The organism is Coleofasciculus sp. A1-SPW-01 (genome assembly GCF_040217205.1).
GTDB classification, from domain to species: Bacteria; Cyanobacteriota; Cyanobacteriia; order Cyanobacteriales; family Coleofasciculaceae; genus Coleofasciculus; species Coleofasciculus chthonoplastes_A.
Map to the genome: position 1 here is coordinate 1 of NZ_JAVJNP010000114.1, position 24,779 is coordinate 24,779.

26 protein-coding genes, 1 tRNA gene and 2 pseudogenes are annotated in these 24,779 nt (G+C 46.5%); 9 read left to right on the plus strand and 20 right to left on the minus strand.

Annotated elements, in window-relative coordinates; translation table 11 throughout:
- Positions 1–180: 180 nt before the first annotated feature.
- The gene (gene glsA / locus RH949_RS17575; RefSeq protein WP_446354904.1) at positions 181–1,167 is read right to left on the minus strand and encodes a glutaminase A; all 987 of its coding nucleotides are present in this window, start codon (positions 1,165–1,167) and stop codon (positions 181–183) included.
- A 172-nt stretch (positions 1,168–1,339) separates the two neighbouring features.
- Between glsA and RH949_RS17580 the strand changes: the two genes are divergently transcribed.
- Positions 1,340–1,726, plus strand: coding sequence for a BON domain-containing protein (locus RH949_RS17580; RefSeq protein ID WP_006097961.1), 387 nt, complete (start codon positions 1,340–1,342; stop codon positions 1,724–1,726).
- Positions 1,727–1,967: 241 nt separating this feature from the next.
- The gene (locus tag RH949_RS17585) at positions 1,968–2,978 is read left to right on the plus strand and encodes an alpha/beta hydrolase family protein (RefSeq protein ID WP_446354906.1); all 1,011 of its coding nucleotides are present in this window, start codon (positions 1,968–1,970) and stop codon (positions 2,976–2,978) included.
- Positions 2,979–2,992: 14 nt separating this feature from the next.
- On the opposite strand, the gene RH949_RS17590 is transcribed toward RH949_RS17585, so the two are convergent.
- From RH949_RS17590 to RH949_RS17605, 4 genes and pseudogenes are all read right to left on the minus strand, one after another.
- Positions 2,993–3,412 carry a peptidylprolyl isomerase gene (locus RH949_RS17590; protein ID WP_006098078.1) on the minus strand — a complete coding sequence of 140 codons (420 nt, stop codon included), beginning with the start codon at positions 3,410–3,412 and terminating at the stop codon, positions 2,993–2,995.
- Positions 3,413–3,472: 60 nt separating this feature from the next.
- Positions 3,473–3,856: a hypothetical protein gene (locus RH949_RS17595; protein ID WP_006097805.1), complete on the minus strand. Its 384-nt coding sequence runs from the start codon at positions 3,854–3,856 to the stop codon at positions 3,473–3,475.
- Positions 3,857–3,929: 73 nt separating this feature from the next.
- Positions 3,930–5,111: a M20 family metallopeptidase gene (locus tag RH949_RS17600; protein ID WP_006098198.1), complete on the minus strand. Its 1,182-nt coding sequence runs from the start codon at positions 5,109–5,111 to the stop codon at positions 3,930–3,932.
- Positions 5,112–5,526: 415 nt separating this feature from the next.
- Positions 5,527–6,787 (minus strand): annotated as a pseudogene (locus RH949_RS17605) (RNA-guided endonuclease InsQ/TnpB family protein).
- Positions 6,788–7,029: 242 nt separating this feature from the next.
- Here RH949_RS17605 and RH949_RS17610 point away from each other — a divergent pair.
- Positions 7,030–8,199, plus strand: a complete 1,170-nt coding sequence (locus RH949_RS17610) for an NAD(P)/FAD-dependent oxidoreductase (protein ID WP_446354909.1) — start codon at positions 7,030–7,032, stop codon at positions 8,197–8,199.
- A gap of 124 nt (positions 8,200–8,323) precedes the next feature.
- Here the strand turns inward: RH949_RS17610 and gloA are convergent, their stop codons facing one another.
- From gloA to RH949_RS17640, 6 genes are all read right to left on the minus strand, one after another.
- Complete coding sequence (gloA, locus tag RH949_RS17615; RefSeq protein ID WP_006098088.1) at positions 8,324–8,755, minus strand: lactoylglutathione lyase; 432 nt, start codon at positions 8,753–8,755, stop codon at positions 8,324–8,326.
- 49 nt (positions 8,756–8,804) lie between these two features.
- Positions 8,805–9,017, minus strand: coding sequence for a hypothetical protein (locus RH949_RS17620; protein ID WP_446354911.1), 213 nt, complete (start codon positions 9,015–9,017; stop codon positions 8,805–8,807).
- Between the two features lie 100 nt (positions 9,018–9,117).
- Positions 9,118–9,351: a hypothetical protein gene (locus tag RH949_RS17625; RefSeq protein WP_446354913.1), complete on the minus strand. Its 234-nt coding sequence runs from the start codon at positions 9,349–9,351 to the stop codon at positions 9,118–9,120.
- A 4-nt stretch (positions 9,352–9,355) separates the two neighbouring features.
- Positions 9,356–9,784: a type II toxin-antitoxin system VapC family toxin gene (locus tag RH949_RS17630; RefSeq protein ID WP_446354915.1), complete on the minus strand. Its 429-nt coding sequence runs from the start codon at positions 9,782–9,784 to the stop codon at positions 9,356–9,358.
- Between the two features lie 11 nt (positions 9,785–9,795).
- Positions 9,796–11,058 carry a HigA family addiction module antitoxin gene (locus RH949_RS17635; protein ID WP_446354917.1) on the minus strand — a complete coding sequence of 421 codons (1,263 nt, stop codon included), beginning with the start codon at positions 11,056–11,058 and terminating at the stop codon, positions 9,796–9,798.
- Positions 11,051–11,416, minus strand: coding sequence for a type II toxin-antitoxin system RelE/ParE family toxin (locus tag RH949_RS17640; RefSeq protein WP_446354919.1), 366 nt, complete (start codon positions 11,414–11,416; stop codon positions 11,051–11,053). The genes RH949_RS17635 and RH949_RS17640 overlap by 8 nt, the downstream gene beginning before the upstream one ends.
- A 494-nt stretch (positions 11,417–11,910) precedes the next feature.
- On the opposite strand from RH949_RS17640, the gene RH949_RS17645 reads away from it, so the two are divergent.
- Positions 11,911–12,597 carry a phosphoribosyltransferase gene (locus RH949_RS17645; RefSeq protein WP_446354921.1) on the plus strand — a complete coding sequence of 229 codons (687 nt, stop codon included), beginning with the start codon at positions 11,911–11,913 and terminating at the stop codon, positions 12,595–12,597.
- Between the two features lie 56 nt (positions 12,598–12,653).
- Positions 12,654–12,962, plus strand: coding sequence for a hypothetical protein (locus tag RH949_RS17650; protein WP_446340683.1), 309 nt, complete (start codon positions 12,654–12,656; stop codon positions 12,960–12,962).
- On the opposite strand, the gene RH949_RS17655 is transcribed toward RH949_RS17650, so the two are convergent.
- Positions 12,959–13,333 (minus strand): VOC family protein, encoded by a 375-nt coding sequence (locus tag RH949_RS17655; protein ID WP_446354923.1) that lies wholly within the window; start codon positions 13,331–13,333, stop codon positions 12,959–12,961. The genes RH949_RS17650 and RH949_RS17655 overlap by 4 nt on opposite strands.
- Positions 13,334–13,518: 185 nt before the next feature.
- On the opposite strand from RH949_RS17655, the gene RH949_RS17660 reads away from it, so the two are divergent.
- A complete protein-coding gene (locus tag RH949_RS17660; protein WP_446354925.1) occupies positions 13,519–13,989 on the plus strand; it encodes a CBS domain-containing protein in 471 nt (156 codons plus the stop codon).
- A 61-nt stretch (positions 13,990–14,050) separates the two neighbouring features.
- Complete coding sequence (nblB, locus tag RH949_RS17665; RefSeq protein ID WP_044204816.1) at positions 14,051–14,707, plus strand: phycobilisome degradation protein NblB; 657 nt, start codon at positions 14,051–14,053, stop codon at positions 14,705–14,707.
- 90 nt (positions 14,708–14,797) lie between these two features.
- Here the strand turns inward: nblB and RH949_RS17670 are convergent, their stop codons facing one another.
- From RH949_RS17670 to hisF, 4 genes are all read right to left on the minus strand, one after another.
- Positions 14,798–15,019 (minus strand): hypothetical protein, encoded by a 222-nt coding sequence (locus RH949_RS17670; protein WP_006098710.1) that lies wholly within the window; start codon positions 15,017–15,019, stop codon positions 14,798–14,800.
- Between the two features lie 317 nt (positions 15,020–15,336).
- Positions 15,337–15,409, minus strand: a tRNA-Ala gene (locus RH949_RS17675).
- Positions 15,410–15,509: 100 nt separating this feature from the next.
- Positions 15,510–15,719, minus strand: coding sequence for a hypothetical protein (locus RH949_RS17680; RefSeq protein ID WP_006098571.1), 210 nt, complete (start codon positions 15,717–15,719; stop codon positions 15,510–15,512).
- A 121-nt stretch (positions 15,720–15,840) separates the two neighbouring features.
- A complete protein-coding gene (hisF, locus tag RH949_RS17685; RefSeq protein WP_006098339.1) occupies positions 15,841–16,608 on the minus strand; it encodes an imidazole glycerol phosphate synthase subunit HisF in 768 nt (255 codons plus the stop codon).
- A gap of 106 nt (positions 16,609–16,714) precedes the next feature.
- On the opposite strand from hisF, the gene ruvB reads away from it, so the two are divergent.
- Entirely contained in the window at positions 16,715–17,809 is a 1,095-nt protein-coding gene (gene ruvB, locus RH949_RS17690; protein ID WP_006098442.1) for a Holliday junction branch migration DNA helicase RuvB, read from the plus strand.
- A 27-nt stretch (positions 17,810–17,836) separates the two neighbouring features.
- Here ruvB and RH949_RS17695 read toward each other — a convergent pair whose 3' ends face one another.
- Together RH949_RS17695 and RH949_RS17700 are read right to left on the minus strand one after the other, a co-directional pair.
- Entirely contained in the window at positions 17,837–18,160 is a 324-nt protein-coding gene (locus tag RH949_RS17695; RefSeq protein ID WP_044204590.1) for a hypothetical protein, read from the minus strand.
- A 493-nt stretch (positions 18,161–18,653) separates the two neighbouring features.
- A complete protein-coding gene (locus RH949_RS17700; protein ID WP_006098369.1) occupies positions 18,654–19,055 on the minus strand; it encodes a fasciclin domain-containing protein in 402 nt (133 codons plus the stop codon).
- Between the two features lie 284 nt (positions 19,056–19,339).
- Between RH949_RS17700 and RH949_RS17705 the strand changes: the two genes are divergently transcribed.
- Positions 19,340–19,849: a hypothetical protein gene (locus tag RH949_RS17705; protein ID WP_446354929.1), complete on the plus strand. Its 510-nt coding sequence runs from the start codon at positions 19,340–19,342 to the stop codon at positions 19,847–19,849.
- A gap of 78 nt (positions 19,850–19,927) precedes the next feature.
- Here RH949_RS17705 and RH949_RS17710 read toward each other — a convergent pair whose 3' ends face one another.
- Complete coding sequence (locus RH949_RS17710) at positions 19,928–24,550, minus strand: hypothetical protein (RefSeq protein ID WP_446354931.1); 4,623 nt, start codon at positions 24,548–24,550, stop codon at positions 19,928–19,930.
- Between the two features lie 137 nt (positions 24,551–24,687).
- Positions 24,688–24,779, minus strand: a pseudogene (locus RH949_RS17715) (RNA-guided endonuclease InsQ/TnpB family protein); the annotation flags it as partial.

The following is a 24,779-nucleotide window of genomic DNA, read 5'->3' on the forward strand; positions in this document are numbered from 1 at the left end:
AACGAAAAATAGGGCGTTTCGGCTTTTAGAAGTTAGTTTGACCGAACCGAATTCTGTACGGTTTTTCCCCCTTGTCTTCTTTCCTTCCTTGTCCCCTTGTCTTGTCTCCACCCTTAAATAAAAAACCTACACCTGTCAGAACGAGGGGGGTAGGGGGGAACGAGGGGGGATGGAAAGGGGTTAGGGGTGAGGGGTTGAGCTTAAGTTGAAATCCTGCGCCAATTGCTGCACAATAAACAACCCCGCTTGAGAATTTCCTGTCTCATCTAACGCCGGAGAATAACAGGCGATCGCCCCCTGAGACGGTACGATAGATAAAATTGCCCCACTCACCCCTGACTTGGTTGGTAATCCCACCTCCGTCGCGAAGCGACTAGAAGCTTGATACAATCCACAGGTGATCAGAATGTCGTTAACCGTGCGGCGGTGTTGGGGTGATATCAGAGGACTATCCTGCCCCAGCAACATTCCCAAATTAGCTAAATCCGTCACCGTTCCCGATAGACAACAGACGTGATTATAAGTATCCAGGGCAATTTCTGGACAATCCAGATACCCTACAGTTGCTAATAAATTCGCGATCGCCTGATTTCGTTCATTGGGGAGAGAACGCACCGACTGTAACATCGCCTCATCTAACACCAACTGAGAGTGCGATCGCTGATTCAGCCACTGGCGCAGGCTTTCGCAACGAGACGCCCCATCCTTACCCGGTAAACGCCCAGCGAGTGCGATCGCGCCACTATTAATCATTGGGTTACGCGGCTTTCCCCGATCCGCTTGCAGTTGCGCTAAGGAATTAAATGGCTGATCAGACGGTTCCATCCCCACCTGAGAAAATACCGCCTCTGTCCCCAATTGTTCTAGCAAAAATAGCAAAACAAACGGCTTAATCACACTCATCAACGGAAAAGAACAACGAATATCACCCGCCGCCACTCCCTCACCTTTAATCCTCTGTACCTGTATCGCCACCCAGCCTGGATTTGCCTGCGCTAGTAAGGGGATATAGGTTGGTAGTTGTCCTCCTTGACATTTTACTTTTGCCTGAGCGATTAAAGTATTGAGTTGATCTGAAGTCAATGCGGATAGTCCCAGAGAAGATTGATGATGATTCGGGTTATCCCTGTCACTGATAGGGTGCGACGTCTCAATTTTTTCAGCCATGCTACCCCCGATTCAAATAGATTGAGTGAAGTGTAGATTTAAACCCTGAGCCACAAAAGCGAATCATCCACTGATCACCCTTAACTATTCTTATTGATAGATGTTCAAACTCCTAACGTTAACCGATAATGAATAGATCAATCATCAAAGTATAATCGGAGTTTAACAGAATATGGGTTGGTTACAACGACTATTTGGCATGGACAAGCCACAAGAGGCAAAAGTAAACCCTCCAACACAGCAGCAGCCTTCATCCGCCGCCAGTCGCCCAAAAACAGATGAAGCCCCAGCCACGACGAAACTCTCCACCACTCCTCCAGAACGTCTTGGTTTACATGGAGAATATGACCAAAGCGGTTTAGCCAAGCGGGTGGCGTTAGCATTTGATGAAGATCCGGATTTAGATGACATCAGTACGCTTTATGTCGCCCAAACGAGTACCACTGTGGTGTTGAAAGGTAAGGTTCCGAATCAGGCTATTTTAGACAAGATGGTGAAGGTTGCTAGAGGTGTTAATGGTGCCAAAGCGGTTGACACGACTCAAGTGACAGTAGGTTAACCTGTTCGCTATATTAGGCTATAATCGACCAAAAAGGCATTAGGTTAAAATCTAATGTCTTTTTCAATTATTTAAGCATTTCACCGTAGGGGCGCACTGACGTGCGCCCAATTTAACCGTAAAATCTATTCCACCATTTTAGATGTGCCACGCCACTCCATGAGTGCAACCTATCCGAAACACTTGACAATGGACTCAATTTTTCCGACAGTCTTAAAATAATCCGAAAATCTCGTAGACAATGAGTTGCTTATCCACAAAAAAACAATCATCTGTAACCATAGTCGGGGCATTATTCATTGCTTTAGCACCAGGAGAACAAACCTCTGCAACCTATAGCGCCGAGCCTCTATTCGATACAGTTAATACCTATCAAACAACAATTACAACCAATGGTGATCCCGCTGATATTTATTTCCCAATTCCCTCAAATTCTAACACCAACACCAATCAATTTCCCATCGCCTTAATGCTGCAAGGAGCATTAGTGGATAAAGCCGACTACGCCAATTTCGCCAGTACCGTTGCCAGTTACGGATTTGTCGTGATTGTCCCTAATCATGAACGAACTGTAACCAATCCCAGAACAGGAGAACCCGTCACAGGGTTTATTGCCGAACAGCAGCAAGTCCATGATGTTCTTTCTTATATGAAACAAGAAAACACTAATCCGGATTCACCGATTGCGGGAATTGTTAATACCAATAAACTAGGATTACTCGGACATTCCTTTGGCGGTTTTGTCGGATTAGCTGTTATTCAAGACATCTGCGTTCCTAGAATATGCGCTGGTAACTTTACCCAGCCTCCTGAAGTAATGGCTGGTATTTTCTATGGTACAAACTTTAAAGATCCCCCCGAAACAGGTTCATTTCCGCCGATTAATAATCAAATGATTCCTACCGCGTTAATCGCCGGAAGTCAAGACACGATTGCCGATTTAGTTGAAGTCACAGCTACTTACAACCAGATTCAAGATCCACCCAAGGCTTTAGTCATTGTCAAAGGGGCTAACCATTATGGGATTACCAATGAAGATAACCCCGTTCGCGATCCTGTTAGACCTTTATTAGACCAGGATGTAGCCACAGAAACTATCGCTCGTTGGAGTGCCTTGTTTTTGCGATCGCATCTACTTAATGATACTGCCGCTTTTGACTATCTGTACAACAGTGGGGATGATCAGGATGAAAATGTCATCGTGATTCACCCGATCAATCCCCTTTCTGAATCGGCGTTACCTTCTAATTGAATGAGCCGACAAAATTACTCTTCAATCTTCACCGAAAGAATCTTATCCCCTTTCTGAATCGCATTAACCACCTCCATATCCTCTGTCTTGCCAAAAACAGTATGGACGCCATCTAAATGGGGTTGAGGCGAGTGGCAAATAAAAAATTGACTTCCGCCAGTATTGCGACCTGCATGTGCCATCGATAATGACCCAGCTAAATGCTTATTGGGGTTAATTTCACAGTTAATCGTATAGCCAGGACCCCCCGTACCCGTTCCCAGAGGACAACCGCCTTGAATCATAAAATCGGGAATAACGCGATGAAAATTCAGTCCGTCATAGAATCCTTTTTCACTGAGATCGACAAAATTTTTCACTGTATTCGGAGCATCTTTCTCGAATAAATCTAGATGAATTGTACCTTTTTCCGTTTCCATAATGGCGCGGGTCATAGTTTTTTCCTTGCGTGTGATATGTTGTTAGGGTTGAGTGAAACTGGGGAATAAGTCACATTATCTGGCACGATCCGTTTCAGCATTAAACGCCATTTGCCAAAACTCTGCTTCTAATTGAGCGACCTGCAAAAATGCAGACTCGGCTTGCTGTTGAATGGATTCTGACGCCTCTGGCAATACCTGATTCGCTTGCTTTTCCAACAAAGTGACATACTCAGTAAATCCAGGATTTCCCCAGCGTTGTGCAAATTCATTGTAAGACCCACTCATCTGACCTGGCAATTGCCAGCCTTGATTATATGCCAATTCAATCGCCCAAAACGCAGTGGCTTGAACCGGATAAGGCATATCCCCAAGCGTTTGCATGAAGTGACAGTATTGGTTACAGGCGGGTTGTTTCTGAGTATTTAGATTTAGTTGGTCAGGGCGGGTTTTGTACAAAGATTACGATCAATAGCAAAAATAAAGACCCTAAACCCGCCCCTACAATTTCCCAAACTCACCCCTCTCTTGCCTACAAAACAGACTGTTGCCAATATTGATAGACAGAATAAGCCAGCGTTACCACACCTGTAATAATCGCCGATTCATTCACTTCAAATTGGGGGTGGTGTAAGGGATAATTAGGCTTATCCTTAAACCCGACGCCAAGGCGGAACATCGTACCGGGAGCATGTTCTAGATACATGGAAAAATCCTCGGCTCCCATAGAGGATTCGGGTAAAATTTGCACTCGATCACTTCCCCAAGCTTCTTTGGCAGATGCTTCTAAGATTTGAGTTAAAGCTAAGTCATTTTGCACCGAAGGCACACCCCGGCGATAACTCACCTCATAGCGAGCGCCATACATCTGGCAGACATTTGCCACAATTGACTCAATCCATTCTGGCAGATTCGCGTGAGTTTCGGGGTGGAGCGATCGCACGGTTCCGGCTAAATGGACTTGATCGGCGATCACATTCGGGGCGCGTCCACCATTAATCTGTCCAATTGTCAAGACCATCGGACGTAAAGGATTCTGAGTCCGGCTAATCGCTTGCTGTAAGGTAGTAATCACCTGAGCCGCAATCCAAATCGCATCCACGGCTTCATGGGGACGGGCACCATGACCCGATTCCCCGGTAATAAAGATTTCCAAATCATCCGCCGCCGCCGTCAGTGCGCCATACCGGACACCAATGGAACCCCCTGGAATCGAGGGGAACACATGAACCCCAAAAATGGCACTGACATCATTCATCGCCCCATCTTGCACCATCCAGTTAGCACCTTGGGCAATTTCTTCAGCGGGTTGAAACAAAAAGCGCACATTTCCCGGTAATTGTTCCCCTAATCCAGACAACACCATCGCCGTACCTAAACCAACAGTGGTGTGAACATCATGACCACAGGCGTGCATTATCCCCATCTTACGGGAGGCAAATTCCAGAGGGGCGGCTTCAGTAATCGGTAACGCATCCATATCCGTGCGAATCGCCACTAAGCGTTCATCAGTCCCCCCAACTAACTCACCAATCACGCCCGTTTTGGCAATCCCTTCTTGGACAACAATGCCACAGGACGACAGAACACCCGCGACATAAGCCGCCGTTTGGTATTCCTGACCGCTCAATTCCGGATGACCATGGATATGGCGGCGAATTTCAATCAGACGCGGTGCGAGTTCTTGGGCGAGGTCTTTGATTCGGCTAAGCATAAACTAAACGAGAGGTCTCACTGTACCCACTGTATCTATTTCAGCATCTAAATATCTGAAAAATAATGCAACCATCGGTCGTTAGACTAAGACATTAATCCCAATCAAAATGGGAGTGGTAGGGTGGGCAATCATGCGTGTCAACTTAAGCCACAACCTTTGCCAATTCGGGTTTACAGCCATTCAAGGTAGGCTATGCCTCAACCGGGGCATTTCCTTGAACGTGGTAACGACAATATCTCTACTTATCCTACTTATCCTGCTTCCCCTGCTTCCCCTGCTCCCCCTGCTTCCCCTGCTCCCCCTGCTTTTAGCGCTTAAGTTGACACCAATGGTGGGCAATGCCCACCTATAGATGGAGACTGGTGACATCCTCCCACACCAAATCAAAAATTATGGTGTGGGCTTCCCCAAATCACTTTGAGGATTTCCTAGTTACTCCCTTACGGGATTTTGCCACTTGCCTAGTTTTGGCTTTCACCAACCCCCGGTAGATCGGCTGCATAGGCAGTTTCCTTTCCCGCTAGCCCAGCGGTACTAATTAGCTCTATTCCTCGGTTTCTGATCACCTGACCACTGGCAACATCCCTATCAGTTTTGTAGCCACAATGAGGACAATCATGTATCCGAATGCTCAGGTCTTTTTTGACCTCACCCTTACACTCAGGACATTCTTGAGAAGTACCCCTAGCATCAACAACAGCAAAGAACTTTCCGCGCTTCCAGCAGATGTACTGGGTGATGGTGCGAAATTGACCAAAACCGCTATCCAACATCTGTTTCCCAAGAAACCCTTTAGCGGTAATGCGGTAATCAAGGTCTTCCATGAAAACCATATCACCCGCGTCGCAAAGGGCGTGCGCTTGTTTAAAATGAAAATCTTTTCTGGTGTTATCAATTTGGTGGTGAAGTCGAGCTACCTTAAGGCGCTGTTTTTCGTAATTTTTAGACCGCTTTGTTTTCCTGGATAGCCTGTGTTGCAGCAATTTCAGCTTGCTCTGTAGTTTCTTAAAAAACTTAGGCGGTTCGACAACAACTCCATCACTGGTAGCTAAAAACTTATCTAAGCCCACGTCTACTCCAATCGGATATCCATGGGGCTTAGGGTCAGGGATACTGACATCGCATTGAATATTAATAGATGCATACCATCGGTCAGCTTTTCGTATGATTCGTACTTGCTTAACTGTAAAACCATAAGGAATAGGACGATGCAAATTAATAGGAATCGCCCCAAGTTTGGGTAATTTGATATGCAAATCGGTTACAGGGTTTTCCTTAAATTGAGGAAACAGTAACGATTTAAGCTGCCCAAACTTTTTAAATCGGGGAAAGCCAAACCCGCGAGACTTAAAGTAATCCCAACCTTTATGCAACTGCTTAATCGTTTGCTGAAGGACTTGAGAGGGAACCTCTTTTAACTTGGGAAATTCCTTCTTAGCTTTAGGTAAATTGTTAAGCTGTTGAACCTCGCTGGGAAACTTGGTATCTGCTGGAATGATGTACTCTTTTTCCAACGAACATCTATCAATCAAGCACTTACGACTATTGCACCAATCCTTTATCTCCCCCAATGCATAGTTGTATGCGCGGCGGCAAATTTCCATCCACTCAATTAACCGTTGTTCTTGAGTGGCATCTGGATAGATTCGGTAGCGATAGTTAAATGTCAGCATACCGCTATTATAGGACATTTACTGGCTAGTCGTGTACTGTTAAATGTTAATTTAGGTAACGTTGAGTCACCTAAATTAACTTGGGGTAGTTGTGTATCCCAACGCTGACCCTGAGCGGAGTCGAAGGGTACAGCGTGGGTCTTACAACGCCCCCAAACCCCCTACTAAGGTAAATCCTGATTCCCTTAACTAAGGGGTTAATCCCGATAACAATGGAAGATGTGGAGAATGAGCAAACAATCATGAAAACCTACGATTGGATTGTTGTTGGTGGGGGTATTACCGGAGCAGCACTCGCCTATGAACTTGCCCAGGTAGGGTTAAGGGTTCTGTTGGTCGATTCGGACACAGCAATTCAAGGCGCGACTCGGTACAGTTATGGCGGTTTAGCCTATTGGTCAGGGAAATCCGACCTGACGAGAGTAATGTGTGCTGAGGGAATTGAACGCCACAGGCATTTATCAGCGGCATTAGACCATGATACCCAGTTTCGGGAATTGGATTTAGTCCTGACTATTTCCGCCAACCAAGACCCAGAAAAAATGGCAGCGGCTTATGCTGATTGTGCCATTCCACCCAAATTACTCTCAGTCGAGGACGCTTGTGAGTTAGAACCCCTACTCAATCCTAATGCGATCGCGGGCGTTCTTACGGTTCGTCATGGTCATATTCATCCGGAACACCTCACCCAAGGCTATCGCCAAGCCTTTTGTCGTGCTGGGGGTGAACAGCAGATAGCTCAAGTGGTGGAACTCCTGCGCCAAGGGGATAGGGTTCAGGGGGTGAAAACCTCAGATAATCAAACCTATCATGCTGCCAATACAGTGGTTTGTGCCGGGGGATTCAGTCGCGCCTTGCTTAACGCCGCTGGGATTCAGGTGCGCGTCTACTTCACCCACGCGGAAATGATTGAAACGCCACCAGTTGACCTGAAATTGCGAACATTAGTCATGCCCGCCTATACACAACGCTTTCCACTTGAAGCGCAAGCCAGCAGTGCGGAGGTAGAACCTTTGTGGGATAAGCCGGGTTACGAACCCGTGCCACCAATTCTAGACGCCGGGGCGATTCAGTTTCTAGATGGCAGTTTACGAATGGGTCAAATTAGTCGTGTTCTGACTCAACCCTTCGCCGCCATAAACTCAGCCGCGAGTGAGTCTGCCATTCGCACTCAGGTGGGGAATGTCCTACCTGCTTTAGCCAGCCTACCGGGAACTTGGCATCACTGTTTAGTGGCATTTGGTGGTAATAATTTACCTGTGGTGGGAGCAATTGAGGGCGTAGAGGGTGTCTATATTTTCTCTGGATTTACCAATCCTCTGGTATATGTGCCACCCTTAGCCCAACGCTTTGCCCAATGGGTTATGGGTAAAGAGGATCAGATTATCGCTCAAATTTCGCAGAATTTGTAGGGAATAGGGAACGGGGAAGCGGGGGAGCATGTTGAATATCACGCTCCTTAAGCTAGGTTCGTAGTAGGCACTTTAGTGCAAGAAGTCAGAAGCGCTAAAGCGCTTACTACAAACTCTTAACTTGTCAATGACTAGCCGCTGTAGCTTTTTCTTGAGGTTTGGCTGAGCCTTGAGTCCCCAATTGTATTAACTCAATCTTATAGCCAGTCGGGTCTTGGACAAAAGCGATGACGGTGGAACCATGTTTCATTGGACCAGGTTCCCGCACGACTTTACCACCCCGTTCCTTGATTTGTTCACAGGTGCCGTAAATATCATCAACGCCAATCGCAATGTGACCATAGGCATCACCCAACTCGTATTGGTCAACACCCCAGTTGTAGGTGAGTTCTAACACAGTATGGTCAGACTCATCGCCATAGCCGACAAACGCTAAGGTGAATTTCCCGCCGGGATAGTCTTTTTTCCGCAGTAACTTCATGCCTAGCACATCACAGTAGAATTTGAGTGACTCATCTAAGTCACCGACGCGCAGCATTGTATGTAGCATTCGCATAGCTGATTACAGACTCCTTACGTTTATTCATGTTTCTTTGCTTTTCATTCTATCGAGGCGGTGAGGCGGTGCAACAGGTGATTCCCTCACAAACCAATCCCCAACGGCTAATCTTTAGATCATCGGGGTCAATATGTTCAAGTCTAATATAACGATCAATACCGTCTGTTTCAGGGTCTTTGCTGCGTTCTTTACTCAGGCGAACCACATCACCAAACTTAACCCATTTCCACCCAGATTTTAACTTCTTCTCCTCAGCCATTAGGAAACATCCCCTTCCACAAAATCCTCAACCATCAACACCTTTAACTCAGAAACCCGTCGGAATTGGTCATCATTGGTTAACAAAGCCTCATCTAAAGTCACTCTGACTTCCTCCAGGCGCGATCGCGCTCCTCCCATTCATCCCGCATCTGACTAACCCATTCCTGAGCATCTTGACCTTCTAATAAATTGGGTGCAATCCCACGAAACTCTTGTAAAGGTCTTCTACATTCTGTGTTCTTAGTTTCAGCAATATATTGCAACAAATGTTCATAATCTTCTATCTCAGAGTTTACAGGTTCTTTCGCATTAGGATTAGGTTGTGGCTTCATATCTTTAATTGAATCCAGGAATAATATTTAGAGGCTGATTCTTATTGATTCGATAGATAGCAAAATCTTCTCTGTCTATCGTAAAAACAGTATCAATTCCCATCGACTCAGCCAAATAACAAACAGACGCATCAGCAAGCTCTACTTGTCTCCGGCTGTGAGGATTACTAACGTAGTACCTATAAAGGAAATCCTTCAGCCAAGTTACAGCGTCTTCGGGTAAATCCACTATCTCTACAAGACCTCCTTCAACCATCTCGAATAACTTTTTCACCGCCTCCCTATCCTGTTTCAAGCGAAACTGTGCTTCCGTTACAACTGACCAGCAAGTAAATAGGGGAAAATTGATATTCTCTAAGGCTTTTACGCAAACTTGATGATAGTCGTCCTGCTCAGAAACAATCGCTACCAACGGCCCCGTATCAGCAATCACGCGAATCCCCATTAACCCCCAAACCCACTCATATACTCTTTGTTACTGCTGAGGTCAGGCGGTAGATTTTTGGCAGCACCAATAACTCCTAGCTTTACCGCTAAATTATAAGCACTCTGCTCATCCTCTTGTTCTGCTTTGTCAGTCGGTTGAGATATTTTCTCAATTACATCCATCGTCATTCTCTCCTTTAAACCATTCATCCAGCCCCAATGGAAATTTCCTTCATACTGTAAACGACCAACAACAATGCCAGAATGAATCCCTATCTTCTCGGCAAAAGTGGTGACTTCTTCCTCAGAACTCAGAGAATAGAGTTCTGCTTCATATTCAGGAGGAATCAACCAATTTCGCGCCTGTTCATTAGCTTCACACTCTTGGTCTGATTCTATTTTCTCCCCTTGTTCCCACTCATCCAAAAAGATAGCCTCTTTACTTGCCTTTTCATGTAAGAGAATATGAGCAGCTTCATGAAAGAAAGTAAACCAAAAGCGGTCATTAGACTTGCCATAGAGAGACATCTGAATTAGAGGTCGATGGCGATTTAACCACCGTGCTAACCCACTCACCCGTGCGCCTGGGATTTTTGGGACTAATACCCACAACACCCCTGCTTCCAAACAAAGCTGTCGCAGACGGGGTATGGAGTCTTCCGGTGGTAGCACCGTGAGTGTCCGAATTTCCTGAATCGCCTTCTCAAACTTGATCCGGTTGAAACGGGGACAGCTTTGCTTCTCAACTTCAAGTTCACCCAGGCGCATCCAAGTCGTAATTACATTCGTATTATCCTGTCCAGTATAAGAACGTCGGAACTGCCCCTCAAGTTGGGCATAACAAGCTCGCCATTCATCAGGAGAAGCCACTCCAAAAAACTCAAGCAACTCTCTCACAATCCCAAGCTTGTTTTTTGCATCCAAACGACAGTCGGTAATTTTGCGGGCTTTTTGCAATGCCTTTACAGGAATTTCATCAAGCCAATCAACCCAGTTTTCAAGACATTCGGTTTCTTCAACTTTCGCTAAAGCAGCACGATATTGAGCTTCGCGTTCTAGCCAAAACTCCTCCGTACTACCTAACACCCGCGCCAGCTTCAAGGCTGTGTCTTCAGTGATTGGTGCTTTCCCGTTGACAAGCTGACTAACGTGCTTGGTGGTATAGCCCAAACGCTTTGCTAACTGCGCTTGCGTCCAGTCTAGTTCTTCTAGCAAATCAGCAATTGTTTCTCCTGGGGGAGATATCCAATCGGGATTGAAGGGATGAGTGCAATTAGTCATGATAATCCCCTATAAATACAATACAAACCTGAGAAACCTTTGCCCAATCCAGGCTTATGTCTTCCTTCAAAGGGAGTGGTTCAACATTAGCTTGGAAGACTAAACGAACACCACCATCAAGGTCAAGGGCAAAGAGTTCTTCAACATCAGAAAATTTTTGATAAAAGCGTTTGCCGAGTTTATGAGGCTGCACAGGATGAGGTCGTCCGGCAACCAACTCAACAACACATCGAGCTGCGAGTAAATCAGCTAATCGTCTTTTGAGCTTCCGTGCTGCTTTCGCTCCCAGCTTCTTTTGAGCTAAGGATGATTGTTCGCAGAGTTTTTTAATTTTCTCATCGGCAAAATTTACATCCATATTGACTTCTCTATTATAAGTTTACCAATTTGGTAAACTTTTTCAAGTTAAATGATCTGATCTAACATTTCAACCACCTCATCCATCGGTTACCCGGCGGAATCGTAAAACGGTGTTCATCAGCAAAGGCTTCACCGTACTCCTCAATCATGCGATCGCGTTCTTCGTCCCAGGTAAGCTGTTCGGCATTTAAATCTTAATGTCCAGGATAGCGAAATCCTTGTAGTGTGAGCATCTTGCTCGCTACCCATTCCCAATTTAAATGAGTGAAATTTTATCACAAAGGTACTTGAAAAACAATAACGGTAGGATATAACTTATGTTAAGAAGAATGGTACTGACTGGTATGCTGGTGGGTTTCGACTTCGCTCAACCCACCCTACGGTATATCCAGGGTGGAGGCAATTGATGTTAAGAATCATGCTTGATTGATCTAAAAGCATGATAAAAATCAGGCATGATAAGGGCAGCCCCGTTAAAAGCTGGAGGAACCTATGCCATCGGCTCCGCTATTTAGCGATCGCGCTCATGCCGGTGAGAAACTAGCTCAAGTTCTGCTCACCCAAATTACGGAACTGGAAATGACGACGGGTGAGACTGTATCACCCGTGGTGTATGCACTTCCCCGTGGCGGTATTCCTGTCGCCGTACCGGTTGCTCGTCGGTTAAATTGTCCTCTGGATATCGTGGTGGCTAAAAAAATTACCACTCCCCAAAATCCAGAATTAGCCATTGGTGCTGTCACCTCAGACGGACAAGTGTTGTGGGCGCAACAACGGCTATGGGGACGACTGAAGGCGAATCTGCGACAAACCGCCCTGCGTCATGCTCAAGATAAAGCTCAAGCTCAACTTGCCGAATTTGCCCAAGGTTGTCCTCAGGCTAATCCCCAAGGCAAATTAGCCCTTTTGGTTGATGATGGAATTGCTACGGGGATGACTATAATCGCGGCGACTCAAGCGTTGAAAGAGCATCATCCTCACCAGATCTGGATTTGTACACCCGTCGCACCAGGCGGACTGATCAAGAGGCTAGGTGGTTTTTGCGATCGCTTAGTTATCCTAGAAACACCGGATGACTTTCTCAGTGTCAGCCGTTTCTATGAGGAATTTCCGCAGGTCAACACAGATGAGGCGCTGGCTTATCTAAAAGACTACAATCATCTTCCCTACCAACAGTAGCCACATTAGTTCCCCTGAATTATCTTAAACAATAATTTTAGCTGATGAATTTTTTCATGAGACATTTGCAATTCTGTTGGCGCACCTTGGTGCTTTCCACGCAGCAAAATCCACCGGAGTCGATCGAACATTTGATGGTATTGTTAACCCTGGCTTTGGGGTTAAATTGGGTCTTTCAACCGGACTGGCAATACCTTGTCCTCAGTTCTAGCTTCGCGATTGGTGCAGCCGCATCCATGTGGGTGAGGGAAGCATTTGTCCCGTCACCGCGTCCGCGTTTGGTTATGGTTGTCGCGATTACGGTTTTGCTTCTCTATAGCGTCTATGCCTTTGCCAATGTTGCTTATGACGTAGCGATCAGTTAACGCTGCGGCTGGTGTAAAATTAAACGATTGCCGTTGGGGTCGTAAGCGTAGATTTCCCGCCCATGGGACGCGACGATGATTTCGCCCGGTGGCGGATATCCCATGTTGCTCAACTGTGCGATCGCGGCGTCTAAGTCATCCACGTCTAAACACAAACTCAACCCACTTTGCTCAGACTGCTCAAATTCCTGTCGATGATTATCCCTGGGCTTAAATAATCCGAGTCGCAATCCAGGTAGCTGAAACTCAGCATAGGTGTTGGGACTATGGCAATGGGGAGATTCAGCCAGTAATTGACTATAAAATTCAACCAGTGGCTCGATATTCGTAGCCGCAATGGTAACCCAAACCCTATGCAAGTGAAATTTCATCCCTATCGCTAAATCCCTGAATATAAATTCTGTCGGGCGGAGTTAAGAATTGTAAAAACCCTCAATCCCTTGTCCCGTTCCCTGTTCCCCGTTAAGAGTTCCCGATTCGAGAGAAATTAATCCCCATCATTCCCGAAACCCCTACAATAAGATGAGTAATTCCTTTGAAGACACCAAGCCTGAGTATGCCCAAAACCGTTGCCGAAGTCATGAGCCGTGACCCGATCGCGGTTTCCCCCCAAACGCCGATTAAAGAGGCGATGAAAATTCTTGCCGAACGACGTATCAGTGGTTTGCTGGTGGTCAATGATGTCGGCAAATTGGTGGGCATTATTTCAGAAACAGATTTGTTGTGGCAACAGACAGGAGTCGAACCCCCAGTTTACATCGTATTTCTAGATAGTGTAATTTATCTAGAAAACCCAGCCCGCTACGAAGAAGAACTACACAAAGCTCTAGGGCAAACCGTTGGCGAAGTTATGACCCACGCACCCGTAGTTGTCAAGCCCGATCAACCCTTACGCAAAGCCGCGAAACTGATGCAGGACAAATCCCTGCGCCGTCTAGCGGTGACTGACAACCAGGGGAAAGTGATTGGTGTCCTCACGGCGGGAGATATTGTGCGGGCAATGATTGCTGAACTGGACGAGTCATAATCTAATCAGCCCACCGTCAATTTTAATTTTGTCCGATTACTTATTACTTAATACGTTACAAATGACTGTTTCTCGTGAGTCTGTTCAACAGTTGCTGAGTTCCGAGGACTTTGGCAACCGCCTGAGTGGGGTAAATCTACTACGCCAGCTAGAACCATCGATAGCTTATGAATTAATCCAGCCGATTGTGACTGACGGCAATGCTCGGGTTCGGTACGCCGCTGTTAGCCAGCTTGATACCCTTGGGGATCAGGATTTATCACTCACCTTAACCCTATTGCGCGATCGCCTCTTGAACGACTCAGAACCCGATGTCCAAGCCGCCGCTGCTGACGCTTTGGGTGCCCTGAAGATGACCGAGGCGTTTGAGGAGATGAAACAGTTATACCACCAATCATCGGAATGGTTATTACAGTTTAGTATTGTTGCGGCATTAGGCGAACTCGCTGATCCGCGTGCGTTTCCCCTCTTAGAAGAAGCACTTTCCTCCGAAACCAGCTTGATTCAAACCGCCGCGATTAGTTCATTAGGAGAACTGGGTGATCCCCGTGCTGTGCCATTATTAGTTCCCTTTGCCACCGACTCTGACTGGCAAGTGCGTTACCGAGTCGCCCAGGCGCTCAAACCCTTCGATACTTCAGAGGCTCGAGCCGCCTTAGAAGCGTTAGCCAATGACTCGGTTGAGCAAGTGGCTCAGGAAGCCAAACGAAATTTATGATAGGTGGACACAATTAAAGTTAAAGGTGGAGATCGTCATACTCGCTCCCTTGAGAAGCAAGCTACGTCATTCGTCATACTTCGGGGTTCATCAATCAACAACTTTCACGAGTCCACGATGCACCCCATAGATCAGCCGCATTAAGATAGCTTCATCATTACTTGTGAAAGAATTGTCCCAAGGCGCTGTCATCAATTCACGCCAGTCAGACAAACTGATCTGACCCTTACACATGATGTCAGCAAATAGTGGTGCCAAACAGCATCGGCTCAAGGTTTGTTCGTCTAGAGGAGCTTGTTCAGTCGCATTCATAGCTGTTGGGTTGACTTTCAATGATCACATCAATTGTACTCACTCATGATGAGTCGTCCGGCGATCGCGTCACCAACACCCCCTATTGAGCGGGCTGGAAAACTCGCAAAACCCTGAAAAATAAAGGTTTCCAGAACAATTAAAGGTTTATAAAATACCCAAAATAAGCCTTGATACGATAAAAATGAATGCCGTTTTTGAAATTATGAAAACTGTTCCCTCTTCCCTGTGAAGAATTTCCTAACCTCACCCTAAGAGTTATCACCCTAAGAGTTATCACCATAAGAGTTATTCAGCAACTCTTAATTCTGTGTTAATGGAGCTAAGCGGACTCGAACCGCTGACCCCCTCAATGCCATTGAGGTGCTCTACCAGCTGAGCTATAGCCCCGTGCAGCATCTTCCATCATGCCTTGATTCTGTCCTTTCGTCAAGTCTGATTAAATTATTGCCTCGTCAGAGATCATTGAATTATGAAACCCTAAGCCTGACTAAAACGAACCCGAAACCGCCGCAATCCGACTCAAGTAGCCCAAATAGCTGTCCATCAAGAAATACACGACTAACATGGCAGCCGCCGACATCGCCACTAAAGTGCCAGCCAGCATAAAGGAAAACTCTCGTGTGTCAAACGCCTGTTGCATTAAGTGCAGTGACCAAGCAACTAGAGCAATATCGAATATTAAAATAGCAATCAACATAATTTAAGAAATGTAACATCTAGTCTATTCTAGCAGTGGTCTATGTAGCTGCAAACGATCCAATTGTGTGATATTAGTCACAAAAGTTTACGGCAGATCGGCAAGGATTTGAGAACCCTCATCACATCCGGACGGGAACCTGATGATCCTGCAAATAGTGCTTAATTTCCGATACGCTAAGTTGCCCGTAATGCAGTAGAGAGGCTAATAGGGCGGCTTCGGCTTTCCCCTCACTCAGGGCTTGATAAATGTGATCACAGGTTCCCGCACCCCCTGAGGCAATCACCGGAATTTCCACCTGGTCGGCAATGGTGCGGGTTAGCTCTAAGTCATACCCAGCTTGAGTTCCATCCGCATCCATACTGGTCACCAGTAATTCTCCCGCACCGCGTCGTTCGACTTCTTTTGCCCAGGCGATCGCATCCAGTCCCGTATTTTCTCGTCCGCCGCGCACGAAAACATCCCAACCCGGATGGCTGGGATCAACACGGCGACGGGCATCTATCGCCACCACAATACATTGATTGCCAAAGCGATCGCTAGCTTGATTGATAAAATCTGGATTACGGACAGCCGCCGAATTAATACTGACTTTATCGGCACCCGCCCTTAACAATAACTTAACAGTCTCTAAGGATTGGATACCGCCGCCAACGGTTAAGGGAATAAACACCTGTTCTGCGGTACGGTAGACAACATCGATAATAATATCCCGGTCTTCATGAGTGGCAGTGATATCCAAAAACACCAGTTCATCGGCACCGGCTTGATTGTAAGCTTGTGCCAATTCCACGGGATCACCCGCATCTTGCAAATTTACAAAGTTGATACCCTTGACCACCCGCCCCGCCTTTACATCCAGGCACGGTAAGATTCGTTTAGCTAGCATGTCAGATGTCTTACGCTGTGTGATGCGATAATACTGAGTTCCTTAACTAATCTAAACCTTTTGCGCCTGAGTGTCTTGGTCGCCGATGAAATGATAGGCTGAAATCATGGCTATAACCTCCTTTAGACAATCTCAAGAACCCGACCCACAACCCCAATCCCGTCAGAAAAAAAAGGGTCGCCGTAAGAAACGTCAGCAGGATCTGGAAACAGATTTGTTACTGGCGACGGCGACAGCCGATGAAACAGAGAACCAAGAGGAAGGGATTCGTCCCCATCGGTTAGCCGACTATATTGGGCAAAAAGAACTCAAAGATGTCTTAGAAATTGCGATCGCGGCGGCGAAGGCGCGAAATGAGGCTTTAGATCATTTGCTCTTGTATGGACCACCGGGATTGGGGAAAACCACGATGTCGCTAATTTTGGCGACGGAGATGGGGACGAATTGTAAAATTACAGCGGCGCCAGCGTTGGAACGTCCTCGGGATATTGTGGGGATTTTAGTGAATCTGAAACCGGGGGATATTTTGTTTATCGATGAGATTCATCGCCTCACACGCATGAGTGAGGAACTATTGTATCCGGCGATGGAGGATTACCGTTTAGATATTACGATTGGCAAAGGGCAATCAGCGCGAACTCGGAGTATTCCTTTACCCCAATTTACCTTGGTTGGGGCGACGACACGGGTGGGATCACTCACCTCCCCCTTACGCGATCGCTTCGGGTTGATCCAGCGCTTACGATTCTACGAACCCGAGGAATTGAGTCTAATTGTGCAACGCACCGCCCAATTATTACAAACGCCGATGAGCGAAGAGGGAGCGATAGAAATTGCCCGTCGTTCGCGGGGAACTCCCCGCATCGCCAATCGTTTACTGAGGCGAGTGCGGGATTATGCTCAGGTGAAAAAGATGGGTGTGATTAACCCAGACGTCGCCGCCGAAGCCTTGGAAGTCTTTAATGTTGATCCGGCGGGTTTGGATTGGACGGATCGGCTGGTGTTAAGTGTGATGATTGAACAATTCCAAGGGGGACCTGTGGGTTTAGAAGCCGTAGCCGCCGCCACCGGAGAAGACGCTCAAACCATTGAGGAAGTGTATGAACCGTATTTGTTACAGATTGGCTACTTACATCGAACCCCTCGCGGGCGGGTTGCTACAGACGCGGCTCGCAAGCATCTAGGGTATTGGCAAGAATGATATCCTCAAATTATGCCATCTACAGGATTAACCATGCATGGCTCGGCGCTTGAACTCCTCGTGCGCTCTAGACGGAAGTGATTCAACTTTTTTGGGCGATCGCTTTCCATTCTCACACGGCGCTTCAACGTTTGCCCAGTTCTCTTGAATGTAGTTTAGATCATCGGCTGATGCCACATAGCTTTCAACATAGCCACAATTGACACAAACATACGTATCCAGTGAAGCATAACGAGCGCTGGAGTTTCCTAGTCCTAGCGTCATCGTATTCAGTGCGGGAAATTTTCGGTTTTTGTTACTTCTGATCTGATAAGATCCACAGGAGTGGCATTGACCGTTCTTCATTGTCATGACTGCTTCAACCTTACAAGTTTGGCTTTCCTTTTGTCTTCATTAGGGAAACGGCACAATCCGGATGACCGTTAACTTTTATTTTCATTTCGCCAATGAAACGTGGGGGTCGTCTAGTCCACAAAATTCTGGTATAGTTCAACAGGCTGCTGCCAAAATAGAATTTTTCTCAATATCTTCTGACGTTGCCGGATTTACAGGCGCTCAATACTCTAAACTAGCATCAAAATCAACAGGTTAACATAGTCAATTGAATACTGCCCACCTGAAATTTAAATCTGACATCAAATCGGGTTAAACAACCTCAGGAAACATGGCTGTAACGCTCATTATGACGTGATTACTTTTGTGTGCAATCAACCTGATTCGATAGGACATCAATGTAACAACCTGTAGGGGCGACCCGCTTACATCAATTAACCACACCCGCCCACTCAATCGGGTCGGGTCGCCCTTTACTCAATTGGGTCTGATCCTCCTTGTGATGGTGACTTTATCCCATGAGAATTACCGTGTCAATAACATGGATAATACCATTATCTGCTTCGATGTCAGGGGCAACAACTGTGGCATTTTTGACTTCAAAACCATCAGAACAGTCAATTCGGATAGACGAACCCTCAACAGAGGTTACCGAATCGACCTTGGCTAAATCAGCTTGAGTCAATTTCCCGGAAACGACATGATATGTCAGAATTCGCGTAAGCTGGGGAATATTCTGGAGCAACGTTTGTATGGTTCCTGGTGGCAACTTAGCAAAAGCGGCATCATTGGGTGCAAAAACTGTAAAAGGACCAGGACTTTTAAGAGTGTCCACTAAACCAGCCGCTTGTACAGCAGCTACCAGGGTTTGGAATGAATCCGCACTAACGGCAATATCGACAATATCAGGCATTGATGTTAACTCATCCTCTGCAAAATAATCTCTTCTCGGATTTTTTCATTCTCCCATATCCCTGATATAGGAGCGGGTTTTATGACTCTCGTTTTTTCTCTCACCCCAATGAATTAAAGCCGCCCCGACTTTCTCTGATATGCTCCTAGTGGGGTTTTGATTGATTCAAACGCTTGAATCAGATTCCTTACTCTCCTTAATCTGCTCGCGTTTCAAGACACCCCATGGAAAGTCAGGTAAGTCACAAGCTAAAATCAGCGACATCAGTACTGAGGAGTCCGAATATGCGACATTTTATTGGCATCAGCGTCACCCTTGCCACAGCGGTACTTACGAGTGTTGCTTTTACGCCCACATCAGCATCAGCTCAAGCCGCTTACGGCAGTTATGTGGGAGTTGGTGGTACATTCGGTATTGAAGAAGATGATCGCGGTGAAGGGCGGCAATTTGGGGGAGTTTTGGCGGTACGGTACAAACTCTTAGAACTTCCTGTCTCTCTGCGAGCGCAAGCCCTGATTGGTGCAGGTACGGCGGTGGTGCCAACTATTTCTTATGATTTTCCCCTGAATTGGCAAACGGATGTTTATCTGGGGGCGGGTGCGGCGTTTGCTAGTGGTGATACGCCCTCGCCAGTGGGAGATAAAACCAGCTTCGCTTTGCAGCCGGGGATTGATTATGTTGTTCCTGGGGGTAGTACAGTGCTTTTTGGGAATGCGATTATAGCCTTTGATGCCTATCGTAACGGAGGCGGAACGGCGGTTTCGGTGCAGGGTGGCGTAGGGTTGCGATTTTAATAGGACACAAAAACAGTCGGTTTGTAGTAGCCACTTTAGTGGCTTCAAATACTTAATTTTCCAGCACTAAAGTGCTGACTACGAACAAATAGCAATCCGATTCTCACACCCCTGAATCTCCAATTCCAGTCGCGGTTCTGGCTGATTACAGAATAGAACACCCCGATAACCACTAGCAACCAGCGTAAAGGATAACTGTTGACTTTCCCTAGCTTCCACCATCGCATCTCCTAAATTTACCTGGCATTTTGCCCAATCTACACGTACCTCTCGATTACTGAGAATATCAGTAATTAAGACGTGATGGATTGATTTCATTACCTTAATTGCCAAGTGACGCACTGTAAATCCGATCACCCCATTCTCGAATTCCTCTACTCTTATTTCCGGGGGTAATCCAGTAATTGTGAGTTGCTCAGTGTTAGGGGATTGGGGACGTGTTGAGTGTGTAGGCGCGGGTTTAGGAACTTGCTTTTCACTATCGATAGTAACGTTTGTGCCAAACCCGCCCTGATTAGGTTTTGAGTTAACTCCCTTATCTGTCAAAGGACGTTCTCTTGGCGCTAATGGGGGAATCACCGAGATACCATCGGGATTAATTACCCACTGCTGCGCTTTTTTAATTAAATTCGACTGCAATTTTGCTGCTTTCCTCAGCTTTCCCTGATTTGTCACATAATCCACTTGTTTTTTCTTCGTCCCTATCCAACGTTCTCGGGCAAATTGACGCTGTTTTAGGTTATTGTCATTGACAAATTGCTCGTAGAATGCTAATATTTCCACCAATGCTCCAACTTTTTCCAGAGCAATTCCTATCTGTGGCATCAACAGGTAGTCTTGCCAGTCACAATTGGATAAAACCCGCTCTTTTATAAATTGTGCATAGTCCTGGCGTTGGTCTTTGCTCAAGTTTTGGGGGACTAATTCTGAACCTGCCAGTTCATAAACAATGTCGAAATTTAACGCGGCTTTTTCCTCGGTTGAACCGATGACATTGGGCAAATCGGTGTCTAGCAATTCGAGGGCATCTTGCCAGTATTTCTGGCGGAAGCAATAACGAAACAGTAGCCGTAGTAGCTTGATTCTAATCCCATCCTGCGTCGCCAGTCGAAAACAGTCTTTGACTTTAGCTAAGTCATCCAACCCCACATAAACCACACAGGCTTGTTGGTATTCCTGCTTCGTTTCTAACGCCTGGGCGACATAGCGCAGCCATTTGCGATCGCGCGGTTTGTCAGCTTGCCGCCATTGGTGGATAATTTGATCAGCTTCGCCTGCTTGTGCCAAATACGCTAATCCTTCTGGCATACCGACAGTAAAGGCTTTTGCCCGATGATAGTCTGGGGTTTGAGTTGCATTACTTTCGTCCCAATACTGTATCGCTTGATCATAATTTTGGGCGCGATAAAAACAGGTTCCCGCTTGCACCTTTAGTTCTGAGTAACCCGCTGAGGCTAAGATAGCTAGAACGTCGCCAAACTGCTGCCATTGTGATGAGGGTATTGAGGAATCATTAGGAATGGTTTCAATGCGACGGGCATAATCTTTAATTCCTTGCTGCCATTGTTTTTGCTGATTAACCTGTTGATTTCCCTGAAGAACCCATGATTCATGACTGATAATAAATTGAGTAAAACTATCCAGTGCGGCTAAATCATCAGCAGGTGTCACCATAAACCGCGCCAGGATGCCCTCAGCCGCTGATTGATGGTGGGGGTGCGAATCATACCAAGCCACCAATTCTGACCAGCATAGCCCCTGCCAGAAGCAATCCCACGCCTGATCGGATTCCCCCAACTCCAGGAAACAATGACCCGCGTCTCGATACTGCCTCTCAAACTTCAGCGCCCACGCCTGACAAGAGTTGGCTTGAGTGATATCCCCTAAATCCCGATAGAATTGTTTGGCTCGGCGTAGTAAACTGGGATTTTCCCCATGTAATCCTTTAAGCTGAAATTCTTGCGCGATCGCACCCGGGTCATCTTCACGCATTGTCTCGACCATATTTGGCATACCCGGTGCTAGGGTTTTCACATTATCTTGCCAACAGGCTTTCTGTTTAGCATATCCTAACATTGCCTGTAACAAGGCTTCATCACTGGCATAGTGCCACAGTTGACGGTTTCCTATGTCTGAATCGACGATAAATAAATAATCCGTTGCCCGACTAGCGGCGACATAGAGTTTATTGAAAAAGTATTCAACCTTAACTTTTTGATCAACGCCTTGTAGGTTCCAGACATTATCGCTACACTCTTCACCAAATTTATACAAAATTACCCGTTTAAATTCCAATCCCTTGGCAGAAATGGCACTTAAAACATTTTTTAAGGGTTCTGGGGATAGTGTGGAATGTTGAGTTAATTCTCTCATCTCCTCTGTTCCCTGTGACACACCGAGCGTGTTACCGAGCGGAGTCGAGGTAAGCCGAGGTGTTCCCTGTTCCCTCGGATTCAACTGCGGAAAGATTTGAGATAATACTTCATCCGTTTGGGCATACGCCAATTCTTCCCCTTCCTCACAGGGAACAATGATAATCGTGTCTTTGATATAAGTAATTAATTCCTCCGCACTAATCGTCTGATTGAGAATAAACATTTGCGGTTCAGGAAAATCACCTGGATGCCATGCGGTTTGGGGTTGGAGTTCGGGAATGTCAAACAGAACGTGACGCCAAAGCTGAATTAAGTTGGTGAATTGAACAATAGACAGACTCGACCGATAGTTATAGGATAGTTCCTGAAAATTAACCGTCAACTTTAATTGATCCGCCGGATCAAGGGCGGTAATCACTTCGGCATCAAAAGCCGTTTGGGTGCTAGACCAATGGAATCCAGTTGGGTTTAAGGTTTGAAAGGGATCACCGGCAAAGGCAAAGGGTAAACTAGGAATCGGTTGGTATCCCAAATGGTATTGGGAAAACAGCGACAACCGCATAATAAGCTGTAACTCTAGGCGGGTAAAGTCTTGGGCTTCATCGCAGAATATGGCGGTATAGTGGGGATGATAACACTTCAAGTCCAAGACTCTGGCAATTAAATCTTGGTCATCCCAGTAATCCAGTTCCGTGGTTAGATGTTTATACCAGTGTTGCCAAATCGTGTCATAGATTCCCTGAAATTTATCTACATCAATCGTGCGTTCTTTGCGAGGAACTTCCTCTTGATAGTCTTCCGGCGTCATGTCGTCCGATTGACCATAGCCTTTAATAAAACTGCGGATAATGTGCCAACAAATTTCTGGAGAATAGCGGCGGGATTGGGGAAGATGCAAGATCAGTTTGGCTAGGGCGGGTTCGAGACAGGTTCCCTGATACAGTTGTTTGAACCGATGGAAGGAAATATAGTGGTCTGGATTAAACCGTTGTCGTTCCTGGGGGGGGAGTAAGCTTAACAGAAATTTACCAAAAGGTTGAAAATAGCGATCGCAATTAGGAATGTCATCACCGGGACTGCGTTCAGCGACAAAGCGATGGTGGGAACGCAGGAGTCGATTCACTCCATCTCTGGCAATGTCTAATAACCGTTCATTGTAGGTGAGAAACAGGGGTTTACCCGGAAGCGGTTCGGGACGGCGATGTCCTTGGGGGGTGTAATATTTACGGTAGCAGTAGTCGGCAAACAGATAAATTAGCATCGTGGACTTGCCACTACCCGCCCGTCCATTAATAAATAGGGGAAGTGAATCGGTTTGGGGGGTGGGACAAGATACCGATTGCAGAATCTCCTCTTCTTCCGGGGAAAGGGCGAGATTTGCCTCTCTCCCCCGTTCAATCGCCAGCCAACTTTCGGCATCGGCTAAGAGGTAAGCGGGATAGGAACGACGGGCGAAGGGCGTTAATTCGTGGATAGTCAGGGATTGGGATAAGCGGTTGGGGGTGTTTGCACCATTAAATAGGGTGGTGCGCCGTCCCACGTCCCGAATCTCGGCGCTGGAGGGAGGGTGATCAAAGGCGGCTAAGAGAAATAGGACACCGCGAACACTCGCATCCGTGGTTTCAATCTGGCTGTAGAGAACGTAACAATTGTTTTCACTCCAGAGGTTGACATTTTCGGGAAGCTGGGGTTCACGGGAAATAATCAGAGTTTCGGCGAAGCTATCGGTTGGGATGGCGGTACGATGACCATTGCCATTTCCTGTAGATATAGGTGTATTGGTATTAATCTGGGAAATAATCTGATAATAAGTTTTCCACGCCTCTTGCAGTTTAACCGTGGTCAACTGTCTCACCCATTCTTCACTTTCATAGATCACCCAATCGTCTGGGACAATATCTCGTTCCCATCCCGGCGGATCAAGCCAAGGGCGCAAGCGTTGCGGGAGTTCAGGTAACGGTTCAACCGATTGTTGCTGAGATTGGGCTTGGGTTAACCAATCGCGAATCTGTTGCCGATCGAGTTGGGGTTCCAGATGGGTGCAACCATAATCAAGGGGGGATTCCAGAAACTGTTCATAGTCGTGATCACCCCGTTTAAAGATATCAATGAAGCACAAGAGTTGCTGATGATCCAGATGCAGGATACGACCAATCAGGCGTTGGTTGAGGATGCGGCGCTTTAGGTAGGGATAAACCCGCTCAAACCGGGATTGCACTTCATCGAGTCGTTGAGTTTGCAGTTGAGTACACAGATCATCGATGCGATCGCGAATTCCATAGCGTTCTGCTTTCTCATTAAACCCAGAGGTGCGATAGATGTACATTCAAGCGTTCCCGTTCTTCTTCTTAGTCCCTATTCTCTTATTTTCGTCTAATGGAGAAAGTAGCGGAAACGAGTTGAGTAACATTTTATAGTGACATACTCCTACACTAACCTGAGTACAGGTATAGTGTAGGCTTCTCAACCAATCCGGCTATTGCGTAGGAGACGTTGAGCTTTAAGAACGGGATGCCCCTCCGCTCTATTTTTTATGTTGATAGCTGCGTTATGAT

Bases quoted from the DNA above. Each gene is read 5' to 3' on its own strand.
- glsA (WP_446354904.1), bottom strand. From the start codon at position 1,167: ATGGCTGAAAAAATTGAGACGTCGCACCCTATCAGTGACAGGGATAAC.
- RH949_RS17580 (WP_006097961.1), top strand. From the start codon at position 1,340: ATGGGTTGGTTACAACGACTATTTGGCATGGACAAGCCACAAGAGGCA.
- RH949_RS17585 (WP_446354906.1), top strand. From the start codon at position 1,968: ATGAGTTGCTTATCCACAAAAAAACAATCATCTGTAACCATAGTCGGG.
- RH949_RS17590 (WP_006098078.1), bottom strand. From the start codon at position 3,412: ATGACCCGCGCCATTATGGAAACGGAAAAAGGTACAATTCATCTAGAT.
- RH949_RS17600 (WP_006098198.1), bottom strand. From the start codon at position 5,111: ATGCTTAGCCGAATCAAAGACCTCGCCCAAGAACTCGCACCGCGTCTG.
- RH949_RS17610 (WP_446354909.1), top strand. From the start codon at position 7,030: ATGAAAACCTACGATTGGATTGTTGTTGGTGGGGGTATTACCGGAGCA.
- gloA (WP_006098088.1), bottom strand. From the start codon at position 8,755: ATGCGAATGCTACATACAATGCTGCGCGTCGGTGACTTAGATGAGTCA.
- RH949_RS17620 (WP_446354911.1), bottom strand. From the start codon at position 9,017: ATGGCTGAGGAGAAGAAGTTAAAATCTGGGTGGAAATGGGTTAAGTTT.
- RH949_RS17625 (WP_446354913.1), bottom strand. From the start codon at position 9,351: ATGAAGCCACAACCTAATCCTAATGCGAAAGAACCTGTAAACTCTGAG.
- RH949_RS17635 (WP_446354917.1), bottom strand. From the start codon at position 11,058: ATGACTAATTGCACTCATCCCTTCAATCCCGATTGGATATCTCCCCCA.
- RH949_RS17640 (WP_446354919.1), bottom strand. From the start codon at position 11,416: ATGGATGTAAATTTTGCCGATGAGAAAATTAAAAAACTCTGCGAACAA.
- RH949_RS17645 (WP_446354921.1), top strand. From the start codon at position 11,911: ATGCCATCGGCTCCGCTATTTAGCGATCGCGCTCATGCCGGTGAGAAA.
- RH949_RS17650 (WP_446340683.1), top strand. From the start codon at position 12,654: ATGAGACATTTGCAATTCTGTTGGCGCACCTTGGTGCTTTCCACGCAG.
- RH949_RS17655 (WP_446354923.1), bottom strand. From the start codon at position 13,333: ATGAAATTTCACTTGCATAGGGTTTGGGTTACCATTGCGGCTACGAAT.
- RH949_RS17660 (WP_446354925.1), top strand. From the start codon at position 13,519: ATGCCCAAAACCGTTGCCGAAGTCATGAGCCGTGACCCGATCGCGGTT.
- nblB (WP_044204816.1), top strand. From the start codon at position 14,051: ATGACTGTTTCTCGTGAGTCTGTTCAACAGTTGCTGAGTTCCGAGGAC.
- RH949_RS17670 (WP_006098710.1), bottom strand. From the start codon at position 15,019: ATGAATGCGACTGAACAAGCTCCTCTAGACGAACAAACCTTGAGCCGA.
- RH949_RS17680 (WP_006098571.1), bottom strand. From the start codon at position 15,719: ATGTTGATTGCTATTTTAATATTCGATATTGCTCTAGTTGCTTGGTCA.
- hisF (WP_006098339.1), bottom strand. From the start codon at position 16,608: ATGCTAGCTAAACGAATCTTACCGTGCCTGGATGTAAAGGCGGGGCGG.
- ruvB (WP_006098442.1), top strand. From the start codon at position 16,715: ATGGCTATAACCTCCTTTAGACAATCTCAAGAACCCGACCCACAACCC.
- RH949_RS17695 (WP_044204590.1), bottom strand. From the start codon at position 18,160: ATGACAATGAAGAACGGTCAATGCCACTCCTGTGGATCTTATCAGATC.
- RH949_RS17700 (WP_006098369.1), bottom strand. From the start codon at position 19,055: ATGCCTGATATTGTCGATATTGCCGTTAGTGCGGATTCATTCCAAACC.
- RH949_RS17705 (WP_446354929.1), top strand. From the start codon at position 19,340: ATGCGACATTTTATTGGCATCAGCGTCACCCTTGCCACAGCGGTACTT.
- RH949_RS17710 (WP_446354931.1), bottom strand. From the start codon at position 24,550: ATGTACATCTATCGCACCTCTGGGTTTAATGAGAAAGCAGAACGCTAT.